The following is a 17,435-nucleotide window of genomic DNA, read 5'->3' as shown; positions in this document are numbered from 1 at the left end:
CAACGTTCGCCGAACAGCTCATGCAGCGGCGATGCGGAGCCGGTACGACGTGGCGCCAGCGCCTGCCGCCACAACGCGGGCGTAGTACGTGCCAGCCACAAGGTCCGCCACGATCACTTCATAGCTGCTGCCAGCACGTCGCGATACGCGAAGCGCACTGCCGCGGGAATCGTACAGCTCCAGATCGGCGTTATCGCTCAGCCCGTAGAGCTTGAGATATGTCCTGGCCGAGCTTTCCAGCGTGAAGCGAAACAGGTCGGATGACGAGCCGCCAGCGGGTATGACTGAATCGTCGATGACGCGAACCGCACCCGGGCTGATCGACCCGATCTGGCGAGCCGAAGCCAAGGTCGTCGGCGAAAGGGGCGCGGCGGCCGCGACAGGCGTGGCGGCCTGGATACGCAGGCGATACGCCGTGCCCACCTCCGACGTGTAGACCGCGCGCAAAAAGTACGTCCCGGCTTGGAGTGTCTTGACGAACGTCTCGGCGGCGTAACCGGCGTTTTTCGAAAAGACCAGCCGATTGCCCCGCGCATCCAGCAGCAGCAGCTCGGCGTTGTCGGTCATGTTGTACATCTTGACTGACAGCGCGACCGTGGCGGTGAGAGTCAGCCTGTAAAAGTCGTTCCGATCGCGTATGCCCACCCCATCCTCGACGGCGCGGATTTCGCTGCCACCGAAGCTGCCAAGCGAGCGTGCCATCGCCAGGCTGTTGCCCGCGAGATCCGCAGGCAACACGCCGACCTGGAACACCCCCAGCCGCGCCGCCAGCGCATAAAACCCGGCGTCGTCGCTGAGCTGATTGGCTTGAAGCGTGATGGCATAGGTGCCGTTGTCGGCCGGATCCCAGCTTCCGCCCGGCGCGGCGACGCGATACGTCGCCAGATACGTCTTGTCATCCTGCCTGGTGAACGACAACAGCTCAGCCTGCCGGGCGAATCCGTGCGGGCCGCTGATCAGCAGATCGCCGTCGCCGATGCTGTCGGCGTTAATGGCCACGTCGTCGGCGTAGATCACGCCCAGGGTTTGGTCGGTCAGGCCGGGCAGTGTGATGTCGCCGTCCATCCGGATTTTGGCCCATGGCCGCCGCGCTGGCGATACGCTCAGCGTCCACGGGCTGGCGCTGTAGGTGCCGTCGTCGTCGCTGGCGGAGGCGCTGATCGTGTAGGTGCCGGCGCTGACATAGACGTGCTGAACGGTTGAGGGGTTTGCACTGATGTATTGTGGCGGCGTGCCATCGCCCCAATCGACGATCCACTGCACGATCGCATCGTTGCCCGGATCGGTCGTGTCCAGGTTCAGGCTGTATCGCGAGCCGACCGCGCTGCTGGCGCTGCCTTCGATCGCCAGCGTCGGCGCCACATTGGCGATGTTGATCGTCGTGGTGGTGCTGTCGCTGCGAGACAGCGAATCCCAGACGCGCAGGCCAACCGTGAACACGCCGGGGCCATCCAGCCCGGCGGCGCTGAAGGTTGGCCGCTCGCCGGTTTCATCGCCGCGTGTGGCGGCGGCGCCGGTTTCGCCATAGATGCCGTCGCCATCCAGATCCCACTCGAATCGAAGTGCCGAGCCGCTGCTGGCGTCGCCGCGAAGCTGCACCGCAGCGCCTTCATGGACCGTGTACGGCCCGCCAGCATCCGCTACCGGCGCGGGTGTGGCGGCAGGGATGCTCGCCGTCAGCGTGTACTGCCCAACATCGCCGTATTCACCGTGGCTGGCCACGACAACGTAATACGAACCGGCGGCGATGCTCAGACTCAGCGTCTCACCCAGGCTCGACGTGTCCGCCGCTGCGATCAGCGTCCCGGCCGAATCCCGCAGCTCCAGCCTCAGGTCCAGCATCGCCCCGTACTGCGTCACATCGGCGGTGAGTTGGACGATCCCCTGGCCGCTGGTAAACGTTAACCAGTCGGTGTCTGTTGTGCTGGCGATGATGCCGGACACGAGCGGCGCGGCGCCGGCAAGCGTGGTGGCCGACCCGGGCGCATCAGCATGGTCGTCGCCGCGGTAGCCAAAGGCGTTGGTCGAGCCGGCCAGAATCGCCAGATCGTCCTGCATCGCCGTGGATGACACGGATGTGGTTCCGTACCACCACAGCCCGCGCGTCGAGCCATAGCTGTTGCCCATCACCGGCGCCCTGCCCGCGGTCCCCGAGTAGTATTCCTGGGCCAGCGTCGTGCCATTCCAGAGGCTCTGGTGGTTCAGGCCGAACAGGTGTCCGGCCTCGTGAGCTGCTGCCTCGGCGACCATCTTGTTGGTTCCCAGCAGCTTCTGAAACACATAGGCGGTGTTCGATCGGGTGGCGCTGCTGAAGCCTCGCACCATGGCGATTCCGCCCACGCCGCCGCCATACCACGCTCCGTTGCCGCCGATCACGACCGCGGCGGTGCGAAAGTCATCGCGATTGCCCGGATCCACTGTCGTCACGTCGAGATTGAACGGGCTGTACTTCTCTGCGACGCGCGACCAGATCTCCTCAATCGCGTTCAGTTCTGCGGCGGTGAAGGTGGTCGCATCGCCATCCAGATCAAACGCCGGCGTCGCGGGGACGGTGTATCCCTGCCACGTGCCCGCGGCAGCTCCATCGAAATCCAGGAACAGTCTGGCACTGGCCCCGGGCAGGCTTGACAGCGTCGGCATGCTGTCCAGCGGCAGGCCACTGAGCAGGCAGCGGCTTTCCAGCGACTCGCAGCACTGCGAGGCCGCACGCCCGCCAGGCTGGCGATCCTGCCGGCGCGATCGCGCGCCCCGCGCCAGTGCGCGACGGGGCACGGTGCCCTGTTCTGGCTGGCATCCGTTCAACACACGTCTGGCCGGACAACGCTGCATGCGACCCCTAAAGACTCCTTAGCTTTCCCATATATCCAATTTCGTCGATCGTTCGCCAAGTTCGCGCGGCATCTGCCTGATCCGATAATCTGCTCAGCAGGGCCTGATAATACCACCTGCGCGAGCAATCGCCGGGCAGGGTCGGACCGAAAAAAGCGCGGCCGCGGACCCGCCCTACGATGGGGCGTAATCCGCGGCCGCGAGGGACGCGCCGTGGCGCCGCAAGCGTGCTACGCCCAGCGACGCTGCCGCATTCGCATTGCCGTGGCGCCGGCCAGCATCAGCGGCAGTCCTGCCGCAAACGCTCCGGGCAACGGGATGACCGCCCCGGCCTTGGCCAGCACAATCTGGTCCTGATGGCTCGGATTCTGCAAGCCGACCAGGGCTTCCACCGGACCGCCGCCCAGGTTGGCCAGATACGAAGCGGCCAGCGATGCACCGCTGACCAGCGTGAAGTTGCCAGCGCCCAGATTCAGGTTGGCCACGCCCGCGCCGCCGTCCTTGACGATCTCCCAGACAGCCACCTGGAACGAAGCCGCTTCGGCTGCGGTGTCCACGTTGTCGAACTCGTCGGCATACAGCTCGCCGAGCAGATTGGCGATGTTCGCTCCGCTGGTGCCGCCGCCGAACAGATTCGCCAGAGGCAGAATCTCATTGAACGTGTACGTCCCGCCGGGCGCAACAAATTGCGTCAGCTCCACGCAGAACGTCTTGAAGTTGCCGCCGCCGTAGTCTCCCAGCAGCGTGCCCGAGCTGCTCACAAGCGTCCAGTCGAACCGGCCTGCGGAAAAGGTCTGATTCCCGCTTCCGATGTTGACCTGAACGTTCTGAGCAAGGTCCAGGTTGTTGAACTTCGCGGTAACCGTGCCGCCGGACGCAGGCGCCACGCACAGCGCCGCCGTCAGGGGCACGCCGGTTAACAACAGCATACGTTGCAATCGCATACGGTCTGTCCTTTCGCAGAAATGGTGCAACTGCCGGTGGGACAACACCGCCCCACCCTTCGCGACAGTGCAACTGCCACGGTATCGAGTCTGGTTATCTACAGGCACTTGGCTCCTCCAGACTTGATGCTGCTCAGCGCTGCTGAGGCAACGACGGACGCGGCCAGCGGCGGATGCACGCCGGAGTTGGCCAGCCAAGCGCTCCGGCAATTCCCACCTTGATACGCACGCGTTGCGTGCCTTGCCTGCCGGGCATCCGGTTGCAGCCGGCGATCGTTTTCACCCCACAAACAGCCCGTGCGTGGTCCGCCGACGCGACCACGCCGCTACGGCCGCCATCGCTGCCATCCCGGCCGCGACCGCCGGGGGCAACGGAACCGGCGACTCGGCCAGTACCACGTCGATCCGGTAGTTGGCATAAGGTCCGCCGGCAAAGCTGAGAAATTCCTGGCCCTGCGACGCGATCAGATCCAACTCGTACACAAAGTCGTTGGCCGGATTCGCCGGATCGATTCCGTCCAGGCTTGCCGTGTCGCCAGCATCGAACGTCATGTTGTTGTTCGCGTCATTCCAGTTGATGCTGCTGAGGGTCATCGCGTGGCCGGTCCCGTCCGGATTGCCCTGTGCATTCAATGGAGTGATGCCGATTTCCACATCCTGCCCTCTGCTCAACTGCTCCCAGATGAACCACAGGGTTGGAACCGTCTGGTCCGCCAGCCACGCCGGCTCGTTGGGCAGATCAAAAAAATCCTGACCATGGTAGACCGTCTTGCCGGGCGCGTACGTCTCCAGCCAGGCAACCTTTCCACGTACCCAGTTGCTGTCGGTGGTGCCCTGGTTGGGGTCGGTGTTCATGTAATTCGGCCCGGCCAGCTCCTCGGCGGCTGCATCCCAGTCTCCGTTGTGTGTCCCGCTCAGCTCGTTGTTGTTCCCATAGATGTTCGGATAGCGGTTCTGAAGGAAGATGAACGAGTTCATGGTGGCGGTGGGAACACAACTGTTGGCGCCCGTCGCGCCCGTGCCACCCGGACTGATATCATCCTGGTCGAGCCGGCCGAACAGCGTGTCGTTCGGATCCAGATCGATCGAATAGGTCGCGGCGATCGAGGCCGGCGCCGCCAGTGCCACCACGACTCCGCACAAAAGCCCGTGAATGAATCGAGCCACCGGCGGAAAACGCCGGTTAGACGTGACGCTCATGGCAACCTCCTGCATGAGAGTGATGGGGCAAGCCTTCGCTTGAGACTTGACGCGCAGGCAGGACTGAGGACCGGGCTGTTGGTTGCCAGCCCGGCCCCCAATCCTCGTGATCAGCAGCCCGCCTCATGCGCGCCAGTCAGTCCGCGCGGCGCATTGCCCGCCGGGCGCCGAGCCCGCCGATCAACACCATCCCCGCCCACGCCGCCGCAGGCAGCGGCACCGAGGCCGCAGCAATGACCTGGTCCTTGGTCAAGGGTGAACCGGCACCGATTACCCAGGTGCTTCCGGTCCACGATGCGTGCGCAGCCTCCTTCAGCGTGTCCCCATCAAAGGCGTAGAAGTCGAACGCCAGGGGGGTGGCGGGCGATCCTGCGAACTTCAAATTGAAGTTCATATTGGTAGTGTCCGGTCCGGTCGCAATCGCGCCGATCGGAGCATTCTCCAGGGAGACCGCCCAGCCACCGACGGTGAAGGCCGAGAACGTCGGCGCCTCAAAGCCGTTGCCTGACTGCCAGACGACGGCCAGGAAGTCGTAGTTGCCGACGCCGCTCTCGTTGAACGTTTGGACCCAGCTATTGCCCGGAACTGGGTCGCCGACGGTGGTCAGCCCCACGGTATCCCCGTAGGCTGCCACGCTGATCGCCCATGCCATCGCCCACGCGATGGCGCATCTAGCGACTCGCATGTCACACCTGCCTTTCTGCGGGTTCCCCGCACCAAAAAAACCGGAATTGCCGGCCAAAGCATGCGCTCGACCGGGCAAACTGTTTTGTTCGCGGCGGTCCGTACCGCCGTCTCGATCTCGACGAATGAATCCAACGTTGCCTGGTTGCCGCTCTGATTGCACAGCGCGGCCGGGCACGCTGACGGCGCTACCGACAGGCCATCCATCAGATCTCTCGGCCCCGCAACCACCGAATTCCCTGACCAAGGCCGAGCACACCCATCAACCCCACTCCGCCCCAGATCGCCGGTGGGACAGGCACGACCACGGCGCCGGCCTGGTCGTGGACGAAGCTCTCGCTTCCGCCGTCGGCAAACCCCTGCACGTGAAGACCCACCACAAGCCGGTAAAAGTCGCGCGGTGGCTTGGCCAGGTCAGAAATCACGTTGGCGATCGTCGCGGGGCCTTTGAGCTCAAAGCGTATGTTCAGCCACTCCCCGGGGTTCACGCCATTGAGCTGAACCGCAGAATTGGAATCCGCGCTGAACAGATTGCTGAACACCTGGCTGGGATCCCCGCCCCGATATCCCGCCAGCCACTCGGGCTTGGCGTTGTCGTCGAACGTCACTCCTGCGCTGGAGTCGATCTGCCAGATGCCCAGAAGCCACCCGTCGTAAAAGTAAATGTCCGTGATCGCGCACGGATCCGGTCCGATGTTCTCGAAGCGGAAATCGACCAGGTTGCTGCCGGTGGCGGTCTGTCCGGCGGGGCTGACAAACATGCGCAACTGGTGCTGCCCCGTCGCCGAGTCCACCGCTGAGTTGTTGGTGATGCTTCGGAACTGGTAGCAGTAGGCCGTCTCTGCCGACGCCCCGCCCGCACCGGCCGACAGCACCAGGACCATCGCCAGGCCGGTTCCCCTGGCCATGCGCGCCGCGCCGATCGACTCATGCTCCATTGAATGTCCAGACGCCATAGTACGGCCCTCCCATGTAGGTATTCACATTTGCGTTCACGACGCCGCGCAGGATCTCACGTCGCTGGCCGCGGCCGGTCGTTTCCTGTCTTCCATAGCTCACAGCACTGTCATGCACACTTTGCCTCATACCCCAGTTGCGCGGGCGGCGTGCGAAGGGCGCATCGCCGGCTCACGACTGAATCGCCGCCAGACGACTGTGGCGAATAGCTGCATCGCGAAGGGAATGCCTTGAAGCAGATATCGTTTGGCCAGGCGACGGGGCTCATACACCAGTCGGTGCATCCATTCCAGCCCCAGATATTGAAGCACTCGCGGCGCGCGGGGGATCTCTCCACAGACAAAGCTGAAACTGATCCCCACACCCAGAAACCATGTACGCGGCAACAGCCGATGCAAACGCTCGATCAGATACTCCTGCTTCGGCGAGCCAAGCCCGACAAACACGATGTCCGGCCTTGCGCTGCGCAGCCGCGCCAGCAGGCGGCGCATGTACCGGCGATCCCGCTCAAAACCCAGCGGCGGGCACATCGTGCCGACCACACGCAGCCCTGGATAGCACTGTGTAAGTCGGTCCGCCGCACGCGCAGCCGTGCCGGGATTGCCCCCCAGAAGAAAGATGCTGTTCCCCGCTCGCGCCGCCGTCTCACTGAGGCTGTAGATCAGACTTGACCCGGCGACACGCTGTGGCAGCGGAGTGCCTGCGAACCAGCTTGCCCACAGCACCGGCATACCGTCGGCAACCCGCAACGTCGCCCCTTCGCAAGCACGTCTGAAATGCGGATCACATGCCAGGCGGCGCAGGTGGTCCAGGTTGTGCGTCACCACCCATCCGCCGCGCCCCGCCGCCAGCTCCCCGATGATGTGCCCGACAACCTGGCTTTCGGTCATCCTGTGGAGTGCGGCGCAGCCGACGTAGACCACAGGCCAGCCAGCCGCCTGCGTTGGCGCGCAAGTCACTGCACGCCGGTCGGTGTCGGCTCGCTCCGCAGCAGCTCCGCGCACACTGTCTATATCTATGGTAGCTGACGCTTCCATATCTCACCCCAGTTGGAATGGAACTATGTTGTCAGATGTAGTGCCAATGTCTGAACGTCGGCGCAGGAATTGGGGTACTACAGCAGCTTCAGCCCGCCGTGCCCGGACGGGCCGTGCGAATCCACTGTCGCTGGGGACTGACGAACAGACGCAGGTACATCGGAAGTTTCCACACGATATACAGCGGCACAGCCAACAGGCTTGAGGCGGGAATGAGCTGCCGGGCAAAGCGCCACCAGGCGGGCAGCACTCCGCACAGCAGCGACGCCGCGCCGCACCCGCAGATCGCCGCCGCCTCCCAACGTCCCGCAAGCCACCACAGCAGAAACGAAAGGCTGCTCAGCACCGTCCAGATCAGCACCAGCAGTGCCAGCGGCGGGACGCTCAGGTCCACCGCCATCGCCAGCAGATCGAGTCGTCGTTGCCGCAGAGCCTGGCCGAGCAGTCGTGGCACCTGCGTCAGGAGCGTGCGAACATGCCCATGCTCCCATCGCGTTCGCTGCGCCCGCGCGTCAGTCGAGCCGGAAGGCAGAACGCCCATTACCCGCGCCTCCGGACACAGCCGCGCCGGATGCCCGCCGATCGCCAGGTCGATCCCGAGCTGCATGTCTTCCACGATGTTTCCGCTGGCCAGCGGAGCATCCCGCAGTGCCTGCCACGGAAGCGCCATGCCCGTCCCGAACAGCGGACACGGCAACCCCAAGCGCGACAGACCCAGCGGGCGCGCCAGATTCCTGACCATGAACGCCAGCGCCGACAGCCGATCTCGCGCGCCTGGATTGGACGGGGGTTCGAGCAGATTCACTGCCTGCGCTGGTGCTTCAGACAGTGACACATGATCTCGAAGCGCATCGATCGACCCCGGCAACAGCCTTGTGTCGGCATCGATCACGACCACGACCTGGGGCGGGTCGGCTGCAAGCGCTTGCACGCCATACGCCAACGCATAGCCCTTGCCGCGCCGATGAGGATCATGGCGCACCACCACTTGTGCGCCGGCGCGGCGCGCCTGCTCGGCGGTGTCATCGGTGCAGTTGTCGGCCACCACCAGCACGCGATCGCCCGCACGCAACTGCGGCAAGACGGTGCTGAGCGTGGCGGCAATGCAGGTCTGTTCGTTGTGTGCCGGGATCAATACCGCCAGCCGCTGGTTGCCTCGATGCTCCAACGCAGCGCGCCGATCCGCACCACCGATTACGGCGATGAGGCATTCGACCCCGACGACAATGCACGGGATCGCCATCGCCACTGCGAACAGCACCAGAATGATTGTAACGGTCGTTATGACCATCCCAGTCTGCCTGCCAGCGCGCCTGCGGTCTTCCCGTGCCAGACCCCGCAACCGGCTTCGGCCACTGCGGCGCGCTGTTCATGAAGTGATTGGTCAAACAGCTCGGCCAGTTTCGCCGCTTCCTTGCGGGCATCATGCTGCTTGAGCACTTTGTCTCGTCCGGCCCGGCCCATGCGGCGCAGCTCCGCCGCCGGGATCTCAAGCGCCTGCCGCATCGCCTGCACCAGCGCCTCGACCGAGCCGGCGGGAACCAGCCAGCCATTGCTGCCCGGCTCGACAAGCTCCGGAATCCCGCCCACGTACGTGCTGATCACCGCCCGGCCCAGCGCCATGGCCTCCATCAGTACCAGCGGCAATCCCTCGGCAAAGCTCGGCAGCACCAGCGCGCGGCTGTTCAACAGATGCGCGCGCACTTCCGCGCCGCTGCACCATCCGGCAAGCTGCACACAGTGCTCCAGCCCGCCGTCGCGAATCGCCCGTTCGATCTGACCACGCATCGGTCCGTCGCCGATCAGTGTCAGCTCCACACGAATTCCCTCGCGAACCAGTCGCGAAACCGCCTCGATCAGCAGAAGCTGGCCCTTCTGCTCGCACAGCCGCCCGACGCACACAAGCCGGCGACTGTCCGCCGGCACATCCGGCCAATCCTCGGTTTCCAGATACTGTCCATCCACCCCACAATGAACCACCCTGATCTTCGGCCAGTCTTCGCAGCCGCACCACCGGCAAAGCTGGCTCCGCGTGAAGTGGCTGATGGCTACCACGAAACTGGCGGCCCGAATCTTCCGGCCCAGCGACAGCGTCTGGGGCCGGTCGAACTCTTCGGGCCCATGCACCGTGAAGCTGTAGCGGATTCCGCCCAGCAGATGCACGAGCATCGCCACGGCGGCGGAGTTGGTGCCGAAGTGGGCGTGAAGATGCTTGATCTGATCCTGTCGCATCCACCGCCACAACACGCACGCTTCGACCAGATACGCCAGGTGCCTCAGCAACCCGCGGTCCGAGCACCACCCCAGCCTCATCGCTCCACAAACCGCCCGCGCCAGTCCGCGCGGATTTGCCGCCAGCGTCAACGCCACCGCCCCAAGCATCGTCGCCAGCCCGCTCTCGAGCACGACGCGCGTGCGCTGCTGTTCTGCGACATCCAGAGGATCGGCCACCACCCGCTCCCGTCCGCGCAGCGAGTAGCGTTGCACCTGCACCCCCAGGCTCTCCAGCGCCGCGATCTCCCGCCGGATGAAGCTATGGCTGATGTGCGGATACTGGTTGATCAGATAGGCAATGCGCATCATCTTTCCGCGCCGCAAAAGACTGCGGAGCCATCGCGCCGGCCGGCCGCCCAGGCGCCGTCGCACGCCGCGACCAATAGCGAAGCTGCCCCAGAACCTGCGGAAACTTGGCCAGAACACAAAACACGGCATACAGCCACGAATCGGCATGTCCGTACCCGCGCCGACGCATCGATCTGTACGCTCGCCACATCACCAGCCCGTACCCGCTCAACAGCAAGGCGCTTGCGCCGCGGCTGGGCCAGGCAAGCCCCACGACCACCAACGGGACGATCAGTCCCCACACCCAGATGCTCCAGGCCTGCCGAACCCAGTGTCGCTGTGGCGATCGTCCGTGCATCGCCGCGCCCATCGCGTAGCCATATCCGCTTCGCACCGCGCGCCGCCACCACTGGCCGAAGCGATACATCGCCGCGTCATGCCAACCCATCTCCTCGCCCAGGCGAATGATCTTCCAGCCCCGACGCCGCAGCCGCACGCACAGCTCCGGCTCTTCGCCAGCCGGCACTGATGGATCGAACCCGCGCTCGGCGCGGAAGCAGCTCGCCCGATACATCGCAACCCCGCCGCACTCGGAGACCTCCCCGATCGGCCCGTTCCACTCGATGTCGCACAGCCGGTTGTAGATCGACGCCCCGGCGAAGCGCTCCCGCAATCGTCCACAGACCACGCCCACTTCGGCTCGACGCTGTAGCTCGCGCGCTGCACGCTCGATCCACTGCGGATGCAGCTCGCAGTCGCCATCGACGAATTGGACATACTGCGTCGGCCCGAAGACCTGCCACAACCGCCAGAACCCGGCGTTTCGCGCCCGCGCCGCGGTGAACGGGGCCGAGCCGTCCAGCTCCTCGACCACCACACCCATCTCGCGGGCCAGCGTGACGCTGCCGTCGGTCGAGCCGGAATCGACGTACACCACCCGCCCGACTCCGCACCCCAGCACCGACCGCAGGCACCGCTGGAGCCGCGCCCCTTCGTTGCGGCCGATCACCACCACGCCGACGCGATCGCCCACCTTGTCTGCAATCCCGCTCATCAGCTCATCGGCGACTTGATTCGACGGCTCGCATCCCCGCGGATCAGTGCCCGCAGATCCCCGCCAAGTAGATCCAGTGTGACACGCTGCGGCTCATGTCCGCCGCGACCGCCGAGACCCATCGCACGCCGCAACAGCAGGCTGGCGTGTCCGGCGGCCCAGGCGGCGTCGGCGGCCAGGAGCCTGGCGATGCCCCCCTGCCGCAAAAAGTACCTCCGCCGCGAGTCGTACCAGTATCGCGGCCTGCGAGCCGATGCGCCGCGGCTGATGCCCGTCGCCACGCCTTCCAGATGCATCACCCGCGATGCCGGCACGTGCCACACTTCCCACCCGCAACCACGCACCCGATCGCAGAAGTCCACCTCTTCGAAATACAGGAAATACCCTTCATCCAGCAGCCCCACCTGCTCGAAGACCTCGCGGCGAACCATCATCGCCGCGCCGGAAACCCAGTCGCAGCGCATGGGCCTCTGCCCGGGCGGCAACGGCACCACGTGCCGCCACAGCAGGCGCGACAACACGTTCAGCCTCGCAGCCTCGATCAGCTCGCCCACCACGCTCGGGCGCCGCCTGGCGGAGCTGACGGCCCGACCATCGGCGTCTTCAAGCTGGCTGCCCGCGATCCCCGCCCGATCGTGCGAATCGAGAAACTCAACCAGCGCCTCGACGGCCCCGGGACGGACGATCGTGTCGGGATTGAGCAGCATGATGTACCGCGGCCGATCCTGACCGCCGCCCAGCGCCAGGCGGATTCCCGCGTTGTTGGCGAACGCGAACCCGCCGTTGCGAGCCAGTTTCACCACGCGCGCCCAGCCTCCCCAGCCGTTGCCTGCGATCGCCGCCGAAATCACTTCCGCCGACCCATCTCCCGACGCCGAATCCAGCACGATGACGCCATACCGCGCCGACCGCGACGCGCCCGCCGCGCACTGCCCGGCCAGCGATCGCAGGCACTGCACCACCGCCGGGCCGGTGCGATAGTTGACGATGAGGATCTGTACGTTCATGCGAAGTGAGCCCCGATTCTTCAGTCCCAGACCGCCCGACACGCGCGGTTGTGATGCATCAATTCTCGGTGACCACACGCCGGACAGGAATCAAGCAGCTTCATGTCGGTTAGCGTCAAGTGCTGCGGCTTCCTCGCCGCACGGGAAGCGTTGTTCGCCAGATCAGGCCATCATCACGGCATCCACGCGGTGCATCGCTGGCGGCACACGAGCAGCAAGCCAGACCTGCCTGCATGCGCTGTATCGGTTGGCCAGGGCTCCCAGTGCCCCAGCCGACAGGATGAAAACCGGATTGACCATCGCATTGGGTACACCATCGATCATGTAAAGCGTCACGACCACGGCCAGCACCGCAGCGGGGCCAAAGGCCGGCATCGACCACTCGCCGACACTTCGTCGCAGGCACAGCATCATTCCCGGCAGCAGCATGCTTGCCGTCAGCGAAGCCAGGCCTGCCACCCCGTGGTTGCCAAGGGCGATGATCCACAAGCCGTCGGTCACGGAGATGTCCCGGCCACTGGTCTCGTCCTTGACTCTGGCGCGCCCCCAGCCTCCCCAGCCGAACAGCGGGCGTTGCAGCGCCCGGGCGGCCAGGAGGTCTTCGTTGTGCATCCGATATTGCAGCGACCCGGCGCGCTGCGGCCCGGTCAGGCTCTCGGCCAGCGACACCAGGTTCTGCCCGGACCATTGACCCCCGGCGCGCAGCGTCATGTACAAAGGCGAGAGCATCAGCAGCACCCACACCGCCAGCGAGCTGCGCAGCCACCTGGCCGTCAGCAGCGCCCACAGCCCCAGCACCAGCAGCGCCAGCGCCCCGGTCGATTTGCACAGGATCGCCGTGATCAGCAGCGGCGGCAACAGCCACCCCATCGGCATGCCGCACACCCGACGCACCGATCCGCTCATCCACAGCCACAGCCCCACCAGCGATGCCATGCACATCCACATCCCCACCATCAGCCCGTGCTGCATGAACACGGTTGGCCGCCACCCGCCCCAGCGGATCGTCTGCGCGAAGCTGTGCTGATGGTAGCCGTAGAGCATCGCATGCAACTGCGGGCTCATGCGGATCTCGTACAGGCACAGCGGCACGTACAGCAGCCCCCCGACGAAGATTCCCACCGCCAGCTCCTTCAGCGACGCCGCATCCGTGAAATACAGCCGGCCGATCAGATACGGCAGGCCCCAGGCGGTGAATTGATTCAGCACCGCTGACAGCCCGTCGTAGACGCCCAGCCCATTGGAGAGCGACGATGCCAGCGGGCAGGCGCACCAGATCGCCATCGGCAGATCGATCCAGTTCGGGCGGAAGCTCAGCAGCCTGGGAAGATCGAACAGCATCGTGCCGAGCATGACGCCCAGACACGTGGCGGACATCTTGGTGTAGTCGGGCAGCCCCGGAATGCGATACTCTGCCACGGGCAGAAACAGCCAGGCCAGCAGAAACGCCGCGATCACCGCCCGCCGCGACGGCAAACCCGCGAACAGCACGACCACCAGCGGGATCCAGCCGAAGAGGAGGATGGGAACAGCGATGTTCATCTGCACAGAGCCGGCTCATGATGACGGCTCGATTGCGCCTGCACCCCGGGTTTCGCCTGGTTGGCCAAATCCAGCAACACGTTCTCGAACAGGGTCGTCGCATCGTCCCATGTGTAAGCCGAGGCGGTTCGATACGCAGCGTCTGACATCTGCTGCCATTGATCGTCGGACATCTGGCAGATTCGGATGATTGCCTCGGCCAGAGCCATGGGATTCTCGTGGGGCACGAGCACGCCCCCACCCTGTGCCAGCAGTTCGGGCGCGGCTCCGGCGGGTGTGCCGACGACGGGCGTGCCACATGCCATCGCCTCGAGAATCGGCAGACCGAAGCCTTCGGCGCGACTGGGAAAGAGCCAGACTTCGCTGCTGCCATAGATACGGTGAATTTCGAGCTGATGCGGACACAGTTGGTATTCGCGGAAAGGCAGTTCCGCCGGTGGCGGCGAAGCGCCGAACCCGACGAGATCGACCCGCACCTGCGCGTTCAGAGCAAGCAGAGCATGTGCGGCGATATCACACCCCTTGGCGTAGTCGGGCGTGAACATGAGCCCGATTCGGCGGCGCCGCGCACTCCGGGGTGCCCGATACTCCGCAGGCGGAATCTCGGCGCCGTTGCGAATGACAGTTGCCGAGCGGCCAAACCGCTCGTAAGCCAGTCGCGCCAGCCATGTCGAGACTGTGATCAAGGGAAGTTCTGCCCGCCATGCCTGCTCCAGCTCGTGGCGTATGCGCTCACTCCATTCCGTGCGCTGATGCGGCTGTTCGTATCCCTGCGCCAGGAACACCGCACGACCCTTGCTGCTGCGCAGCCGCAACGCCCAGTAGACGGTCGGCCAGAAAGTCGCCACCAAAATGTCGCCATCGCGGATATCATCGTCCGTCAGCGGTCCAGCGTGGTTGACCACCCGATAATGCACCCCGTAGTTCGCGTAATGAGATGGACCGACGGTCGGGCGTGCCGGCCAACGTCCGTGCATCAGAAATAACTTGAGCTTCTGCCGCGTGGGCGGGTCGTCGGGTCGCGCGCACACGACTTCGACATCGTGTCCGCGCAAGGCCAGCTTGCTGGCGTAGATCGCAATCACCCGTTCACCACCGGAGAGGTTGGGAGCAGGGGAAAGAAACGTAATTCGCATGGTTTGCTTTCGCGATTCCAGGCCGGACCGCGCGGAGCTCCATCACCGCCGCGACCGTTCGAGGACAACATCCGTCTGCTCTGTCAATTCACACATTCGGCACTCGCGCCAGCGACCAGCCGCATGTCGGCTGCGAGCCATTGGCGAACCAGGCGATCGGCCGAATGCGGGAGAGTTCACCTCTGACTCGCCCAAAAGCAAGCCATCGCAGCCAAGTAGCCCCCAAGAAAAGACACGTCTACGCCCGGATTCCAGACCCCTGCGCGTCGGAGCATGACAGCCGCCGGGAGGTATTCGACGCAGCGGGCGATCGCGAGAGCAACAAGGAAGACTTCCAGCGAATTGGATCCAACCCCGATTCCCGTGGCTGAGAGGAAAAGCCCACCGCGAACGATCTGGAGGATTGCCTGCGAGCGGCTATCACCCAGGGCCAGCAGTGGTGCGCCCGATAGATTAGTCACGATGGTACCGACCGCTCCGATGCAGAGCAGCCGCAGCAACGGCGCAGCCTCTGCGTAGCGCTGATCGTACAGGATGCTGACGATCCGATCGCTGGCTGCGAACAGCAGCAGGATGATGGGCAATAGGGCCGAGAACGCAGCCAAACAGAATTTCCGCGACCGTTCGCGCACGACACCACGTCCAGCATCGATGCGCGATCGGGACAGCCCGGCGAAGACGACGTTGGCTGAAAGCTGCAATGCCAGTGTTAGCGGCACCGAGCACAGCGTTGCTGCAATCGCGAACAACCCCAGTGTTCTGGTATTGCTGAGGTGCGCAACAACAAGCCGGTCTGCCTGAGCGATCAGAAATGACATGACCGTGCTGACGAAGATCCACTTACCGAATCTCAGCAGGTGTCGCAGGGCGTCGGCTTCCAACGAAATCCTGTGTCCGTGTCCCGGCAAGAACCGGAATTGCAACAGCACCGAGACAAACGAGGAGATCACCCCACTGCCTGCCAGCGCCCAGACGCTCGGATGCACCACCGACCAGATGAGCATCGCGGTAATCCCGATGCTTTGCTCCAGCAGTTGCACGAGGGTCAGGTTTCCCAGACACAGCCTGCGGCTGGCAGTGGAAACCGCGGTCGTCTGAAAACCTCGGATCGCGGCTGTCATCCCCGCCACCGGCAGCAATTGCACGAGCATCGGCTCGCCGTAGAGCACGGCCACGGGCCAGGCGATCAGGCAGCTTATCAGCCACAGGACAAAGCCGCGGATGATCTGGATGGTCCAGGCGGTGTTCAGGAAGTCCGGGTCTTCGCCGCGACGGGACTGGATGATCGCCGGTCCGATCCCGACATCCGAAAACATCGCCAGCCCCTGCATGAACACGCCCACCAGGGCCATCAGCCCGAAGGCCTCGGGAAACAGCAGCCGCGTAAGCACCAGGTTGCCCCCGAGCCTGAGGAGCTGGCTGGCGCCGTACCCCGCCACTGTCCAGACCGCCCCGCGAATCGCCAGTTGCTTCAGTGATGGCTGCGGAGTGGCAGCCTGCACATTTGCAGGCTGGCAGTCCACCAGGAAGAACGACTTCCCGGGGATTTGCGCTGCTGCACTCGTCATACTGACTTCCATACCGCGGACTCTATCTGCCTCGAAATGGACAGCATGCCAACAACCGATCCAGATCGATTTTCATCGGTGAACACATGCAGCTTCGCTGGATCGTTCGCAAATCACTACTGCTCGACAAGGGCACTGGCCTGTCCACTGCGCGTCCCACTGAACAGAAGTAATCGATGAACTTGAACCATCCCCCCGCGATTCTCCTCGACAGTTCTATCCAGCACGATGGAATACCGTATGCATCGGCCAGGATCAGACCATGTAGAGAGCTTGAAGCGATTCGCTCGCAGCTATACAGCAGGTCAGCAACGGCTTTCAGTCCGGACTTGATGTCGATAAGTGCGATGTCATCGCGGTGCCGCAGTTCACGCAGAACGGGCACATCCATGTCCACATAGTGCGGAATAATGCCCAGGCGGTATCGCTTTGCGCTACTGGACGGCGTATACAGGCGCGGAAACAACAGTGCAGGATCTCCATATATCGGAGGACAGTCAATCCCCTGTTTCAACAGAAGCGATCGCGAAAGCGGCCCGCGAACCGCGCATACTCGCAGCGGCCGCTGTTGGGTGCGCGATACCTCGGAAATAAAACCGCTGCCCCAGACTATGGTATTCTCATCAGCAAACCCAAGAGTGCTGCCCACGACCAGATACCACGGTGAGCTGTGAGGACGCAATCGTGCGCGAGGGAATTGCGCTTTGAGATCGATCCCGCGCACCGGTTTGCCGGAGAGCCACCGGATGAGTACCGGATTCAACGCATCGCCCCAGTTGCGAGATTCAAACCACAGGAAATTCACCGGCTCGGCCCCGAGTTGCCATAGGGGAGCAAGTGCCATATCGCGAGCCCGAATGGCCGTCGTTCGGACGAAATCTTTCACTATGGCACTTGTGCCGATTTGCATGCGCA

14 protein-coding genes are annotated in these 17,435 nt (G+C 64.4%); all 14 read right to left on the bottom strand.

What is annotated here, in order from left to right; translation table 11 throughout:
• Positions 1–18: 18 nt before the first annotated feature.
• On the bottom strand, positions 19–2,772 hold the full coding sequence (locus tag ACQS5P_RS17115) for a PKD domain-containing protein (protein WP_428937835.1): 2,754 nt from the start codon (positions 2,770–2,772) through the stop codon (positions 19–21).
• 287 nt (positions 2,773–3,059) lie between these two features.
• On the bottom strand, positions 3,060–3,773 hold the full coding sequence (locus ACQS5P_RS17110; protein ID WP_428937834.1) for a hypothetical protein: 714 nt from the start codon (positions 3,771–3,773) through the stop codon (positions 3,060–3,062).
• Between the two features lie 279 nt (positions 3,774–4,052).
• Positions 4,053–4,973 carry a hypothetical protein gene (locus ACQS5P_RS17105; RefSeq protein WP_428937833.1) on the bottom strand — a complete coding sequence of 307 codons (921 nt, stop codon included), beginning with the start codon at positions 4,971–4,973 and terminating at the stop codon, positions 4,053–4,055.
• 136 nt (positions 4,974–5,109) lie between these two features.
• Entirely contained in the window at positions 5,110–5,625 is a 516-nt protein-coding gene (locus ACQS5P_RS17100) for a hypothetical protein (RefSeq protein WP_428937832.1), read from the bottom strand.
• 238 nt (positions 5,626–5,863) lie between these two features.
• Positions 5,864–6,613, bottom strand: coding sequence for a hypothetical protein (locus tag ACQS5P_RS17095; protein ID WP_428937831.1), 750 nt, complete (start codon positions 6,611–6,613; stop codon positions 5,864–5,866).
• 126 nt (positions 6,614–6,739) lie between these two features.
• Complete coding sequence (locus ACQS5P_RS17090) at positions 6,740–7,504, bottom strand: WecB/TagA/CpsF family glycosyltransferase (RefSeq protein ID WP_428937830.1); 765 nt, start codon at positions 7,502–7,504, stop codon at positions 6,740–6,742.
• Positions 7,505–7,739: 235 nt separating this feature from the next.
• On the bottom strand, positions 7,740–8,942 hold the full coding sequence (locus tag ACQS5P_RS17085; protein ID WP_428937829.1) for a glycosyltransferase family 2 protein: 1,203 nt from the start codon (positions 8,940–8,942) through the stop codon (positions 7,740–7,742).
• Positions 8,933–10,231, bottom strand: a complete 1,299-nt coding sequence (locus ACQS5P_RS17080) for a glycosyltransferase (RefSeq protein WP_428941038.1) — start codon at positions 10,229–10,231, stop codon at positions 8,933–8,935. The genes ACQS5P_RS17085 and ACQS5P_RS17080 overlap by 10 nt, the downstream gene beginning before the upstream one ends.
• Positions 10,185–11,267 (bottom strand): glycosyltransferase, encoded by a 1,083-nt coding sequence (locus ACQS5P_RS17075; RefSeq protein ID WP_428937828.1) that lies wholly within the window; start codon positions 11,265–11,267, stop codon positions 10,185–10,187. The genes ACQS5P_RS17080 and ACQS5P_RS17075 overlap by 47 nt, the downstream gene beginning before the upstream one ends.
• Positions 11,267–12,274, bottom strand: coding sequence for a glycosyltransferase family 2 protein (locus tag ACQS5P_RS17070; RefSeq protein WP_428937827.1), 1,008 nt, complete (start codon positions 12,272–12,274; stop codon positions 11,267–11,269). Before ACQS5P_RS17070 ends, ACQS5P_RS17075 begins: the two co-directional genes overlap by 1 nt.
• A 162-nt stretch (positions 12,275–12,436) precedes the next feature.
• Entirely contained in the window at positions 12,437–13,816 is a 1,380-nt protein-coding gene (locus ACQS5P_RS17065) for an O-antigen ligase domain-containing protein (RefSeq protein ID WP_428937826.1), read from the bottom strand.
• Positions 13,813–14,952 (bottom strand): glycosyltransferase family 4 protein, encoded by a 1,140-nt coding sequence (locus tag ACQS5P_RS17060; protein WP_428937825.1) that lies wholly within the window; start codon positions 14,950–14,952, stop codon positions 13,813–13,815. The genes ACQS5P_RS17065 and ACQS5P_RS17060 overlap by 4 nt, the downstream gene beginning before the upstream one ends.
• Before the next feature lie 176 nt (positions 14,953–15,128).
• Positions 15,129–16,520 (bottom strand): oligosaccharide flippase family protein, encoded by a 1,392-nt coding sequence (locus tag ACQS5P_RS17055; RefSeq protein ID WP_428937824.1) that lies wholly within the window; start codon positions 16,518–16,520, stop codon positions 15,129–15,131.
• Between the two features lie 22 nt (positions 16,521–16,542).
• Positions 16,543–17,430, bottom strand: coding sequence for a polysaccharide pyruvyl transferase family protein (locus tag ACQS5P_RS17050; protein WP_428937823.1), 888 nt, complete (start codon positions 17,428–17,430; stop codon positions 16,543–16,545).
• Between the last annotated feature and the right edge of the window lie 5 nt (positions 17,431–17,435).

This window comes from Fontivita pretiosa (genome assembly GCF_050410795.1).
GTDB classification, from domain to species: domain Bacteria; phylum Planctomycetota; class Phycisphaerae; order Tepidisphaerales; family Tepidisphaeraceae; genus Fontivita; species Fontivita pretiosa.
The sequence above is the reverse complement of the archived record's forward strand: the minus strand, read 5'-3'. Positions and strand labels throughout refer to the sequence as shown.

What these genes read in the sequence shown, in the direction of transcription:
- ACQS5P_RS17085 (WP_428937829.1), bottom strand. Translation starts at nt 8,942, where the DNA reads ATGGTCATAACGACCGTTACAATCATTCTGGTGCTGTTCGCAGTGGCG.
- ACQS5P_RS17095 (WP_428937831.1), bottom strand. Translation starts at nt 6,613, where the DNA reads ATGGCGTCTGGACATTCAATGGAGCATGAGTCGATCGGCGCGGCGCGC.
- ACQS5P_RS17060 (WP_428937825.1), bottom strand. Translation starts at nt 14,952, where the DNA reads ATGCGAATTACGTTTCTTTCCCCTGCTCCCAACCTCTCCGGTGGTGAA.
- ACQS5P_RS17090 (WP_428937830.1), bottom strand. Translation starts at nt 7,504, where the DNA reads ATGACCGAAAGCCAGGTTGTCGGGCACATCATCGGGGAGCTGGCGGCG.
- ACQS5P_RS17070 (WP_428937827.1), bottom strand. Translation starts at nt 12,274, where the DNA reads ATGAACGTACAGATCCTCATCGTCAACTATCGCACCGGCCCGGCGGTG.
- ACQS5P_RS17110 (WP_428937834.1), bottom strand. Translation starts at nt 3,773, where the DNA reads ATGCGATTGCAACGTATGCTGTTGTTAACCGGCGTGCCCCTGACGGCG.
- ACQS5P_RS17055 (WP_428937824.1), bottom strand. Translation starts at nt 16,520, where the DNA reads ATGACGAGTGCAGCAGCGCAAATCCCCGGGAAGTCGTTCTTCCTGGTG.
- ACQS5P_RS17075 (WP_428937828.1), bottom strand. Translation starts at nt 11,267, where the DNA reads ATGAGCGGGATTGCAGACAAGGTGGGCGATCGCGTCGGCGTGGTGGTG.
- ACQS5P_RS17065 (WP_428937826.1), bottom strand. Translation starts at nt 13,816, where the DNA reads ATGAACATCGCTGTTCCCATCCTCCTCTTCGGCTGGATCCCGCTGGTG.
- ACQS5P_RS17105 (WP_428937833.1), bottom strand. Translation starts at nt 4,973, where the DNA reads ATGAGCGTCACGTCTAACCGGCGTTTTCCGCCGGTGGCTCGATTCATT.
- ACQS5P_RS17050 (WP_428937823.1), bottom strand. Translation starts at nt 17,430, where the DNA reads ATGCAAATCGGCACAAGTGCCATAGTGAAAGATTTCGTCCGAACGACG.
- ACQS5P_RS17100 (WP_428937832.1), bottom strand. Translation starts at nt 5,625, where the DNA reads ATGGCATGGGCGATCAGCGTGGCAGCCTACGGGGATACCGTGGGGCTG.
- ACQS5P_RS17080 (WP_428941038.1), bottom strand. Translation starts at nt 10,231, where the DNA reads ATGCGCATTGCCTATCTGATCAACCAGTATCCGCACATCAGCCATAGC.